Origin of the sequence: Shewanella sp. 5_MG-2023 (assembly GCF_030547465.1) — a bacterium.
Taxonomy (GTDB): domain Bacteria; phylum Pseudomonadota; class Gammaproteobacteria; order Enterobacterales; family Shewanellaceae; genus Shewanella.
Genome location: NZ_JAUORC010000008.1, coordinates 107,904 through 120,101, shown reverse-complemented (window position 1 = coordinate 120,101; position 12,198 = coordinate 107,904). Strand labels below are relative to the sequence as shown.

General features: G+C 41.9%; 11 protein-coding genes. 4 read left to right on the top strand and 7 right to left on the bottom strand.

Features of this window, described 5'->3' with window-relative positions:
- Positions 1–12 precede the first annotated feature (12 nt).
- Positions 13–1,203 (bottom strand): NO-inducible flavohemoprotein, encoded by a 1,191-nt coding sequence (gene hmpA, locus Q4557_RS06475; RefSeq protein ID WP_102530986.1) that lies wholly within the window; start codon positions 1,201–1,203, stop codon positions 13–15.
- A gap of 408 nt (positions 1,204–1,611) precedes the next feature.
- Between hmpA and Q4557_RS06470 the strand changes: the two genes are divergently transcribed.
- Positions 1,612–3,600: a methyl-accepting chemotaxis protein gene (locus tag Q4557_RS06470; protein WP_303411489.1), complete on the top strand. Its 1,989-nt coding sequence runs from the start codon at positions 1,612–1,614 to the stop codon at positions 3,598–3,600.
- A 579-nt stretch (positions 3,601–4,179) separates the two neighbouring features.
- On the opposite strand, the gene Q4557_RS06465 is transcribed toward Q4557_RS06470, so the two are convergent.
- The 3 genes from Q4557_RS06465 to Q4557_RS06455 form a co-directional block, all read right to left on the bottom strand.
- The gene (locus tag Q4557_RS06465) at positions 4,180–4,467 is read right to left on the bottom strand and encodes a hypothetical protein (RefSeq protein ID WP_102529593.1); all 288 of its coding nucleotides are present in this window, start codon (positions 4,465–4,467) and stop codon (positions 4,180–4,182) included.
- A gap of 229 nt (positions 4,468–4,696) precedes the next feature.
- Positions 4,697–5,170: a peroxiredoxin gene (locus Q4557_RS06460; RefSeq protein WP_303411481.1), complete on the bottom strand. Its 474-nt coding sequence runs from the start codon at positions 5,168–5,170 to the stop codon at positions 4,697–4,699.
- A 104-nt stretch (positions 5,171–5,274) separates the two neighbouring features.
- Complete coding sequence (locus Q4557_RS06455; RefSeq protein ID WP_102530985.1) at positions 5,275–5,814, bottom strand: DUF2937 family protein; 540 nt, start codon at positions 5,812–5,814, stop codon at positions 5,275–5,277.
- Positions 5,815–6,315: 501 nt separating this feature from the next.
- Here Q4557_RS06455 and Q4557_RS06450 point away from each other — a divergent pair.
- Complete coding sequence (locus Q4557_RS06450; RefSeq protein ID WP_076538443.1) at positions 6,316–6,840, top strand: lactoylglutathione lyase family protein; 525 nt, start codon at positions 6,316–6,318, stop codon at positions 6,838–6,840.
- Between the two features lie 422 nt (positions 6,841–7,262).
- Entirely contained in the window at positions 7,263–9,134 is a 1,872-nt protein-coding gene (locus tag Q4557_RS06445) for a methyl-accepting chemotaxis protein (RefSeq protein WP_102439407.1), read from the top strand.
- A gap of 85 nt (positions 9,135–9,219) precedes the next feature.
- On the opposite strand, the gene Q4557_RS06440 is transcribed toward Q4557_RS06445, so the two are convergent.
- Positions 9,220–10,125: a LysR family transcriptional regulator gene (locus tag Q4557_RS06440; protein ID WP_303411478.1), complete on the bottom strand. Its 906-nt coding sequence runs from the start codon at positions 10,123–10,125 to the stop codon at positions 9,220–9,222.
- Positions 10,126–10,371: 246 nt separating this feature from the next.
- Between Q4557_RS06440 and Q4557_RS06435 the strand changes: the two genes are divergently transcribed.
- Positions 10,372–10,911 carry an NADPH-dependent FMN reductase gene (locus Q4557_RS06435; RefSeq protein WP_303411476.1) on the top strand — a complete coding sequence of 180 codons (540 nt, stop codon included), beginning with the start codon at positions 10,372–10,374 and terminating at the stop codon, positions 10,909–10,911.
- 7 nt (positions 10,912–10,918) lie between these two features.
- On the opposite strand, the gene Q4557_RS06430 is transcribed toward Q4557_RS06435, so the two are convergent.
- Complete coding sequence (locus Q4557_RS06430; RefSeq protein WP_303411474.1) at positions 10,919–11,452, bottom strand: GNAT family N-acetyltransferase; 534 nt, start codon at positions 11,450–11,452, stop codon at positions 10,919–10,921.
- A 73-nt stretch (positions 11,453–11,525) separates the two neighbouring features.
- Complete coding sequence (locus tag Q4557_RS06425) at positions 11,526–12,188, bottom strand: Bax inhibitor-1 family protein (protein ID WP_102439403.1); 663 nt, start codon at positions 12,186–12,188, stop codon at positions 11,526–11,528.
- Positions 12,189–12,198 lie beyond the last annotated feature (10 nt).

Below are 12,198 nucleotides of genomic sequence, written 5' to 3'. Positions count from 1 at the left end.
AAGCCTCAGCCATTATAAATCAGCATGAGGGCCAAATACTTCATAATGCAGTTGTGATTCTGGCACATTAAGCGCTAATAATTGCTGCTTAACGGCTTTCATAAAACCAATAGGACCACAGAAGTAATATTGCCCATTGGGTAACATATGCTCAGCGATTTTTTCGAGTTCTACAGTACCTTCAAAATCAAAATCTTCTGCTGGTAAATCCTGTGCTGCTGGCTCACGATACCAAACATAGCTTTGCAGCTGCTCATTAGCGATTGTCTTTGCCTTAATTACCTCTTTAAAGCCATGTACTGCGCCATTATCACAAGCATGTATCCAAGTGATGTTATTTGCGTATTTTTGAGCAATAAGCTGGTTTAACATGCTCATCATCGGCGTTTGACCCACACCTGCTGAAATCAGTATCACAGGGCTTTCTTCTGCTATCAGCGAAAAATCGCCCGCTGGCGCAACCACCTCAATGACATCACCTTGCTGATAATGATCATGGAGCAGATTAGATACTTTACCGCCCGCTTCTCGCTTCACACTGATGCGATAAGTATTGCGATTAGGCGCATCTGATAACGAGTACTGACGAATTTCTTTAAATTCAAGTTCATCATGCTCAAGCGATACACTCAAGTATTGACCAGCAATAAAGTCGATCACTTCTTTACCATCTTCAGGCACTAACAAAAACGAAGTGATCAGCGTTGACTCTGGGGTTTTCGACTTTATGACAAAACGGCGAGTCCCTTCCCAGCCACCTTGAGCCTGTGCTGTTTGCAGGTAAAGCTGAGCTTCACGGTTGATGAAGATTTCAGCAAGGAAACCATAAGCCTTACCCCAAGCTGTTAAGACTTCTTCAGTAACGGCATCGCCACCTAACTCTTCTAGGGTTGCTAATAAGTGGCCACCAACAATGGCATATTGCTCAGGTTTAATTAAAAAACCCGTATGCTTATGAGCAATGCGCTCAACAGCTGAGCCTAGCACGGCAAGATTATCGATATTTTTTGCGTATGCGGCCACCGCACTGAATAAGGCAAGCGGTTGTCCGCCAGAATGCTGATGGGTCAAGTTAAATACATCTTTTAACTCGGGATTATGTTCAAACATACGTTGATAAAAATGCGTCGTCAGCGCGGGGCCAGCTGACTCTAATAAGGGAATGGTGCTTTTAACAACGTCAATCGTATGTTGATCTAACATAAACAACCTCTAATATGTATTTATAATGCATGTTTTGATAGATATTAAACATGCATTTGATTTAGATCAATATATTTCGTATTAATTTAAGTTTAGTGAGCTAACAAATATGGCAAAAGTAACAAACTATTTAATTTCTGCCAGAATAAACACCGACTGAATGAAAGTGCCCGCGGTTGATTTTTGTTAATAACAATCTAGAGCGGTAAAGCTTTTCCCCTAGGATTAGAAAATTATCGATTGACAACATACAAGTCAAAACCCTGTAAATTATACTTATAAAAAATAATAGCATCCCAAATTTGGCAGATACAAACTGCCACTCACAATGTAATATCTTTGCAACATTAACGTCATAAACTAGCGAGCAATATCACTTGTCGTTCATATCAGTTGCGAAGTTAATCTATGAAAATTTCAACCCTCTCCTTATCAGCATCTGCAGTCCTACTTTTATTAGCGGCATTATTAGCGACCACCGTTTTATGGAGCACGGATAAAAGACAGCAACTTGAGCAGCAAGCCAATGAGCTACAAAAAATTCAACACCAGTTTTTGGTTGATGTACGACCAAACATTAATGCCTATCTGCAAACTGGCGACAGCAATACTTTAAACAGTGCCAGACAACAGCTATCTGATATTGCCCATTCAATAAGCATGATTGATTTACCGTCTGCACAAACAGATATTGCAGCCATACAACAATTTCTCAATGGCTTTTTAGCAAACCTTGATAATCGATACCGCGCAGCAGGAAAACTTGCTGGAAATCCGCGACAGCTGTTAGCACATTCAGAGTCAGAAATGCTTGATAACAATATGCGTTTAGCTGCCTATGCCGAACAAGGCTTAGGGACTAACCCTAAGTTGGCTCTGCAATACCTGCAGCTAAGCCGAGAGTTATCGCCGTTGGTTTATCAATTATCACAGCTAACTGAAGGGTATTTAATCGGTAAAGACAGCCGCTTAGAATCCAGTCTACAACGCAGTATTCAAGAGCTTAATCGTTGGCACCGCCAACTGAATACATTGGGCTTACTAGGCATTTTTGAACGGCAAGAAGTAGACGAATTTGCCCTAGGTGATGATGAAGCAGAACAAATTGAAGTCGGTGAAATGTATAAAGATGAACTGATCAGCTTAACTTCACGCTATGAAAGAGAAGTTTCGAACACCTTTAATTTGATAGCAGATAACCTCACGGTACAATCGCAACTGACCGCTGACACGCAGCAAGTTGAACAACAACTCATTTCTCTTGGTCATATTCACGCCAAACATGACCACCAATTAAAGCAGCAGTTACAAACCATAATGTATTCAATGGTCAGCATCATCAGCTTATTCGCTGTTGGTTATTTATGGTTGCAACAACGCCGGGTGGTGCAGCCATTAAAGCGCTTAAACGCTGCCTTTATGAAACTCAGCGAATCAAACCAGCGCGAGCAATTACATATTAATAGTCACTGCGAAACAGGCCAAATTGCAGGTCACTTCAACCAACTATTAAACCGATTTGAGCAAGAAGACGAAAGTCAGCGTCAGCAAGTGTCTAAAGTCTCACATTCATTAAGCTCGTTAATTAACAGGATCAAGCAAATCTCGACCACCACAGAGCAAACTCAAGCAGTGGTCAGTGTCGCGCAAACACAAACTAGCCATTTACGAGAACTAGCCAGTGAAGTAGAACAAAACTCATCCATTGTTGAGCAAAAAGCCACTGCCACCATGGAACATATGCAGGCAAGCCAAACCCAAGCAGAAGCCGTATTAGAAGCGACTGAAACATCGCAACAAGCAGTGACCAACTGTTATGAATCACTGACCAACTTATCGACTTCTGTCACTGATGTATCAAAAATTATTGATGTTATTGGCAACATCGCCGAGCAAACTAATCTACTAGCCTTAAATGCAGCGATTGAAGCTGCCAGAGCAGGCGAACAAGGCCGCGGCTTTGCTGTTGTCGCTGATGAAGTGCGTAACTTATCTCATCGCACTCAAATATCCCTTAAAGATATTATGAATATTTTAGAGCAACTTACGGTATCTAATAAGGCATTAACCCACAGCGTACAAGGTATTGGCGATGCGACTGAGAGCCAACAATTACGCGCAATTCACTTGTTAGATGTTGCCAAAACGGTACAAGCCCAAGCCTGTGAAATGGTCGGTACATCAAAACAAGGCTCTGACTTTGCTAACCAACAAGTCAATTATTTAGATGAATTTGTCACCGCAATGGAAAGCCTCAATACCCATGCGCAAAGTGCATCAGATCAAAGCCAAGCTATCGCCACTGAAGTCGCAGAAAGTGTCAGTACCATTGAGCAAAGCTTAGGAATTGAAACGAAAAACATTGTGGCTGCAACGGCAAGAAGAAGTGTGTTTTAGTGGTGTGAATTATTCATTTTTATTCAAATATTTAAGGAAAGGTCGTGGCGCTTCCCTTCACCTCGAAAGCTAGCCGAATCTTAAGTGCAGGATGCACTAAATGCCTTGAAGCACATGGATGTGCGAGAAAGGCCATGTTTGGACTTACGCATTCTCTTCATAAAGAGTCTGCAACTTCATATGAACTGTCGGGCTCAATGGTCTCCGTGAGAAGTGCCCGAGACGATTAAGTGAATTAGCGTGAGGTTGGCATGGATGCCAACATAGCTTCAGTTAAGCCATGGATGGCGCATCTGAAGCGTTAGCTAATTCACTTTTATCGTCGAGGAAACAGCACTTATTCGGAGCGGGTGGGAGATCCAAGAGGGAATAGCCGTTCACTCCCTTTTGGCCAGTGCAGGGTGGAACCCTGCGATTGCATCTTTAAATAGCTAACATGAAGAAATCGACTTTATAGACCTGACACAGGCAGTGATTGTATAAGACCTTTGGCAGGCAATCGATTAGATTGAATTTTGAGTTTAAAAATATTTGTAAAGACCGAGACTTTATCCTTTTACAATATTGAGCTAAAGCTATTTAATCACGAGCAGCAATGAAACCATTGACCGCTTTTTGAGCCTCTAAAAAGCTTGTTCCTGTATGTTCTCGATACAACCTGATCGCTTTAATTTTCTTACCACTTTTTAAAGCATATTGAACTTCAGCGGGCACAAAATCTTTGTCATTTATTGCAATGCCATTGCTTTCCAGCAGTAGGTTCAACTTAGACTCGACACGATTTAATTTATTCTTAGTGCTCGATAATTCTGCGATCAGAAAAATGAAACTTATAAAGATTAAACACCCAATGATGGACTCTTCCATGTGTAAACATTCCTTGTAAATATCAGACAAACTTTACTTAAAGTGATACCAGCACTTTATAGCTCTTAAATACCCCAGCTACAATATCGTGCATGCTACTTTTGTCAACAATGAGGTTCATTGCCTTTAATATTTATAGCATTGTAAATAAGGGATATTTTATAATAATTCAAACAAAAAGGACGACTTGTTTAAGTCGCCCTTTCAAGAGTTAATCCAGCCAGTGTTTTTATAACGCTGCTAATATCGCTTCTGCTGTACTCACTTCAAACGACTTTGGCGCTTCCACATTTAAGCTGGTTACCACACCATTATCGACAATCATCGCATAACGCTGGGAGCGAATACCGCCAAAGCCTGCGGTATCCATATCTAAACCTAATGCTTTGGTAAAACTTGCATCGCCATCTGCTAGCATCATGAGTTCACTGGCATTTTGCGCATCCCCCCAGGCTTTCATTACAAAGGCATCATTGACAGATACACAAGCAATGGCATCAACCCCTTTAGCTTTAAGTTGATCAGCAAGCACCACAAAACCCGGTAAATGCGCTTCTGAGCAAGTGGGTGTAAAAGCACCCGGTACAGCAAATAACACCACCTTTTTACCAGAAAATAACGTACTAACATCATGACTTACCATGCCTGTTGCGGTTAATTCGCCTAAGGTGCCTGCCGGTAACGTGTGTCCTTGTTCAATCATGGTAAATCCTTATTTATTGAATAATGTGCTCAACAGCATAGCGCTAAAGCGGCGTTACAAACACTGAGTAACTGTATGGGCTTTAGCTGTTGTTCGCCTTGAGCTTATTGTGAGCTCACTTTAACCGATATCGGTTTTAGTGCTCGATATGCATGTCGACAGCCTTTGCCACAACCCAGCAAACAAAGTTCACATATCAGTGATAATAAAAAACCGAGCACTAAACCTATGGTTATCGCCCGTGTATCGAGCATGATGGTATGGCTAAAGTTGTGCCATACCTCTTGGCGTATATCTTCCATTGGCGTAAATGCCACTTGTTCAAAACCACTAAAAGCCGTTTGATTGAACTGCATAAGTGCCCCATTTAGCAACTGATAACGTTGATAAATGGCTTGAATACTGTCGCCACCAGCACTAAACACTTGGTCAGGGTTATGCTGATAATGGGCTATGAGCTGTTGAATATCACCAGCAAAAAATCGATCTGCATCTTGCTCAAACTCGGCTAAACTCAATTTTGCTTCTTGGGTATGAGCTTGCAATCGCTGACCATACTGATCAACAAAAGCAGGCACTTGCACGCCAAGTAATACCCCTGAGACAAATAGTATTAAGCGTAAATAATCGAATACAGATTTCATAATAGATCACGGCCTTTAAATGAGTATGACGGCTAAAACACTACAGTAAGCCGTTCGCGCTTCTATGTCGCAAACAGTAAGCTAAAAACTATATCTACCAGATTAGCCACAAATAGAAAGCGCTTTATCATTAAAAGCAGTTAACAGCCGCAAGCTTACCCATGAAGGCACCTGCTCATGAGCTTTATTTAACCCATAGGGTTAATACGTCACTCAAAGCAAACCGACATTACATAATTTTATTGTTTCTATAATTATTGATAATTTTTCATTAAAACCTTGTCTATATACAATTCGCTCATCAAATTTTCACCAGTTAATGAGGAATACACCATGAGCAACCACGATGACAGCAGCAATGCTAAAAATAACGACTTAAACCTAGGCCGCAGAAACATGCTAAAAACAATGGGCGTGGGCGTTGCAGCCGCTGTTGCCGCCACTACTGCCGCATCAGTTATGGCAGCCACAGGCACTGAGCCAACCAAGCTTGCTGGCGCTATGGGTAATGATAAATTCAATACCAATAATCCCTACCCACGTACTTTTTCTCATATCGGGGTGTCAGTACCTAATCTAGAGGAAGCGGTTAAGTTTTATAGTGAAGTCCTCGGCTGGTACGTGATCATGGAACCTACCGAAGTAAAAGAAGATGACAGTGCAATCGGGGTTATGTGTACCGACGTATTTGGCGCAGGCTGGGAACGCTTCAGAATCGCTCACATGTCTACGGGCGATCGCATTGGCCTTGAACTGTTTGAATTTAAAAATCAGCAAAACCCTGAAGATAATTTTGAATATTGGAAAACTGGTATTTTCCACTTTTCAGTTCAAGATCCAAACGTTGAAGAATTAGCGGAAAAAATTGTTGCTGCTGGCGGTAAAAAACGTATGAAAGCACCACGTTATTACTTCCCGGGTGAAAAACCATACCGCATGATTTACATGGAAGATCCATTCGGAAATATCATCGAAATTTATAGCCACAGCTATGAACTACAATATTCTAGCGGTGCTTATAGCTAAATCGAGCTAAAAGCCAAAGCTCGGTAAAGGCTAAATCTAGGTAAAAGACAAAGGAGGCATTATATGCCTCCTTTTTTGATTTTTAGCTCACCGCTAAAGCTTAGCTTAACAACAAGCCTGACTGTGACGATGAAAATCGATTACAGAAAACAGCATTTTGGTAGCTTTACTTTAAGTAAGCTTACTCGTGCTTTAAGCAATGCTCTATGGCTTTACCCATGGTTGACATTATGCAGTACAAATGAGCACCCCTAGTGACAGCAATGTTAACCATTAGATTGTGTCGATGTTTTTATAGTCAAGCAATTGCGTAACCTTGTAGCAATATCACACCTTTAGCAGCCCCATTGGCTAATTAACACCTTAATTTAGTTTAATAATACTAATGCCTGCCCACTTTTACTTTAATAACAACGACCCCTATGAAATCTTATTCATTAAAGCACAAAATACTTATTCCTGTACTAATCGCATTATCGATGGTGATAACGCTGCTATCTTGGCTTAGTTACTCCAATCAAAAAACCATGCTTATGCAGACTAATCTTGAGCAAGTTCAGCGCTTAAGTGCTCAGCAAGCCCAAAGGATCAGTGAGTGGTTAGACAGCAGAAAAGATATCGTCAATGCGATGGGCGACAAAGCCAACAGCAACACACTTGATGCTTTGCTTCAGGCGAAGCAATCTGGTCGTTTTGAATCAACCTACTTCGGTAAAGCTTCAGGCGAAATGATAGATTCAGATCAAAGTATTGATTTCAGCGATTACGACCCACGTCAACGCCCTTGGTATCAGCAAGCTAACTCAGAACAACAATTAATAATAACCACGCCTTACCTTGATGCTTTTTATAATACTTTGGTTGTAACCCTTGCCACACCAACGATCAATGGTGTGGTAGCTGGGGATCTATCCATTAATGACTTGGTTAATGATGTCAAGCAAATGAAACTACCTTCGAACGGTTTTGCCATCATGATCCACCGAGACGGTACGGTTATCGCCTATAAAGACTCAAGTAAAACCATGGGCCATATCCGCGCCATTGATAACGACCTTGATTACAGCCTTTTGCAGCAAAATCGTCGCGCAAATGAACTCATGTCGATTCACTTCGCTCCTGAAGACAAAGATAAACTTATCTGGCTAGAAGCAATCCCTAATACTGACTGGGAACTTATCCTCGTACTTGACCAAGCAACCTTGGAAGCGCCACTTAAATCATTACTCCTGACCCAGCTCGGTATTGCTGCCATTATTTTACTGGTAAGCATGGTGTCTATTTCTTTGATGATGAGTCGCTTACTTGCGCCTTTATCAAAAGTGTCACAAGCATTAGCCCACATAGCTCAAGGCAATGGCGACTTAACCCAGCGTATTGAAATTGAGAGTAAAGATGAAGTAGGAACACTGGCTGAAAATTTCAACTTATTTGTACATAGTCAGCATCAGCTGATTACTCAAATCCGTCAGGTAGCTCATGAACTTGACCAAAAAGCGGATCAAAGCTTGGGCAATTCACATGAAGCAGCAAAAGAGCTACAAGTGCAGCAACAAGAAGTCACTATGGTTGCCACTGCCGTAACCCAAATGGCCAGTGCCACCAACGAAATTGCTTCAAATGCGGAAAATACTGCAGCTGCAGCGCAGCAATCAAGCACAAGTAGTTTACAAGGGCAAAGTTTGGTTGATAACACTCGCCAGTCAATCAATTTGCTGGCAGATGAAGTCACTCAAGCCACTGATGTAATTGGCGATTTAAGCCGTCATGCTCATTCAATTTCAAGTATTTTGTCGACGATTCAAGGCATTGCTGAACAAACAAACTTACTGGCATTAAATGCCGCCATTGAAGCTGCCCGTGCAGGCGAACAAGGCCGAGGCTTTGCAGTGGTGGCTGATGAGGTCAGAGTACTATCTCGACGCACCCAAGATTCAACCCAAGAGATACATCAAACTATTGAAACCTTGCAAAAAACCACTTCAAGAGCAGTAAGCTTGATGCAAACCAGTCAATCCTTAGCCGCTAACAGTGTTACCGATGTTAATGAGGCCACCAACGCGATTGGCGAGATCACCCAAGCAGTAGCGTTAATTTCAGACATGGCCAGTCAGATTGCCACTGCTGCTGAAGAGCAAACCCAAGTCACCAATGAAATCACCCAAAATACGGTAGCGATTAAAGACGTCACCGATGAAATTAGCCTTGCTGCTGCAGAAAGCTTACAGCAAGCGCAAGATTTGAAGCTGCAAGCAAAGTCATTAAATAATTTGGTGGCAACATTCATCCTGTAACAAGCCATTTGAGGATTAACACCAATACCTATAATGCTTGGTTATAGGTATTGGTCGGCGCCAATATTGGAGGCATTGATAAGTGTTACTGACTAGGCATATGCTCCACCAGCAAGTCGATAAAGCGGCGAACTTTTGGGGATAAATGCTTACGGCTTGGATAAACCGCATATATGTCGATTTGAGGTTGAATGTAATCTTCAAACAGTATGCTGAGCTGCTGTTTTTCAAGCGCTGCAGTTAAGTAAAATGAGGGTAAGCGGCAAATACCGTGATGATCGAGCACCATCGCCAGCTCCATATCTGCATTATTACAACCAATCACTTGCGCCACAGTTACCGTTTCTGAGCGACCATCAGCATGTTCAAACAGCCAGCGATCTGGCTGCTTTAAATTGCTATAGCAAATACATTGGTGCTCAGTTAACTCGCTGGGTACTTGCGGGGTTCCGTGTGTGGCAAGGTATTGCGGCGTTGCCACAACATGCGCATGAAATTGACCAATACGTTTACAGATTAAACTCGAATCAGTTAATTGTCCGGTGGCTCGAATCGCTAAATCATAGCCCTCTTGCACTAAGTCCACATGGCGATCGCTAAAATCAATGTCTAGCTTTACCTCGGGATACATGCGCATATACAAAGACAAAATGGGTTGTAAATATTGCAAGCCAAAGGTCACTGGGCAGCTAATCTTTAGAGTGCCGTTGGGGGTCATTAAGCTGCTATCGATCATATTGATTGCCGCTTGGGCATCGGCGACCATTTGCTGACATTGCTGATAAAACAGCTTGCCCTCTGCGGTTAAACTCAGCGAACGCGTGCTGCGATGCAATAATCGAGTATTAAGCCGCTGCTCTAATTTTGTGACAGTTTTACTGACATAAGAAGTGGAATGGCCGGTTTTTTCTGCCGCTAACGAAAAGCTCCCAAGCTCGATCACTTGGGTAAAAATCACCACACCATCAAATAGCTTTGTACCTTGATCCATCACGCTCGGCCATTGTTACTGCATTTGAGCCACTATAACGGCGTTATTCATTCCAATAAAGATTAAAATAGCTTAAAAAACCACTATTACGAGTCATTTGGAAACAATAAATATCCAACAACTAACTTAATCAATCCGCAAAAAAGCCGTACAGTAGCTGCATAAGTTAATAGCAAACACACTTTAGTCATCCACCGCTTTGGTTTTAGGTGTTTACAATATCAGCGATTTAAATAAGGCAATAACATGAAAATATTAGCATTTGCAGCAAGCAGCAGTCGTCATTCAATCAACAAAACCTTGGCACATTATGCCGCTCACTTGGCCGCTAATATAATAGATGGAGCAGAAGTAGAGTTGTTAGATATTAACGATTATGAAATAGCATTATTTAGCGAAGATAGAGAAAAAGAGTTAGGCAAGCCTGCATTGGCACAAGCCTTTTTTGATAAAATCACCCAGGCAGATGCTTTAGTCATTTCTTTTGCAGAGCATAATGGCTCTTACACTGCAGCCTACAAAAACCTGTTTGACTGGACATCACGTATTGATCAAAAACTGTTTCAAAATAAACCAACGCTATTATTAGCCACCTCACCAGGCCCTGGCGGTGCTAACACGGTATTAACCGCCGCAACCACATCAGCGCCCTACTTTGCCGCTGATGTAAAAGGCACTTTGTCGGTACCCAGCTTTTATCAAAATTTTGATGTAGAAACAGGTACATTAACGAACCCAGAACTTGCCGAAAAACTCACTCAAGCCGTCAGCCAGCTCGCGAGTTAACTCTAATTCAAGATACTCGATAGCGCTGTATTATTGCCGCAGCGTTATCTTGCTGATTTTTCTCATTGCTTTGAGTATCTAATTCAATTTCAGAATCAAGCACCCCACCATTGGCGATGATCATTTTTGCCGAGGCAAGATTGTGCTTATAACAATGAATATGCAGCTCATTGATGCCTTTACCCTTTGCCAATGCGATAGTTTGCGCCAGCAATTCAACCCCTAAGCCTTTACCTCGAAAACGCGGTCGAATACCGAGTCCAATATGGCCGCCACAATAACGAATATTATCATTGAGAGTTAAGCGTAAATTGGCGACACCTAAGAGCTCATCACCTTCCACTAACCAATAAGTTTCACTGGCCACATAACCTGCAGGTAAATTCTGCCCGCGGGCAAAGTCACTGATTTTTTCGAGCATTGCGCCAAAATCACTGTGGTCAAAATCAAGCGGAAACGGGTAGCGCTCTTCATCCCCTAGCTCGGTAATATAATCAATATAGCTTTGCTGGTAGTAGCCACTTGGTTTTACGAGTTGCAACAGGCTTCTCCTTGGATGATCTGACTGACACCAACAGCGCCTTATGGCTCTGTTGGTGTTGCCTTACTCGATTTTACTTACGACCCAGAATACGCAAAATTCTAAGGAACAAGTTAATGATATCCATATACAGGGCTGCAGCACTATCAATAGCATTATCTACTGTTTTCGGAATTTGATTGGCACGGCCCCAGTCATAGCCTATGTAGCCACAAAAAATCAGCACCACAATCCAATCTAATATGCCGTGATGAATACCAAACACGTATATTTCAATCAGCTCAACGACAATCACTAACAATAAAGCAATGGTTAGCGCACCAGCGATTTTGCTAAAAAACGCCGGAAATAACGTTCCTAGACACATCATGCCGATAGTCACTAGCCCTGTAATCCGAATGGCTTCTGATACTAATGCGGCATCATATTGGCTCACCACTAAATTAATAATGAAGCCAAATGGCACCACCACAAAGTTGTAGCCAGCAAAACTAACAATGGGTTTATCAGATGAGGAAAATAGATAAACACCCAAAAAGCATGACGCAAAATACCCGATAAAAAACACCCACGAATTAATATCTGCAATTGCTTGCGGTGAAATATTTGTCACCATCCACCAATTAACGCCAAAGCCCCAGCAGAGTGTTAAGCCAATAACAAGATTATAAAAAGTGGGACTGATCAGGGTGTCGTCTGTATTGCGACGGTCAAAAACATTACTTTCCACAACAATATCCTTTCGT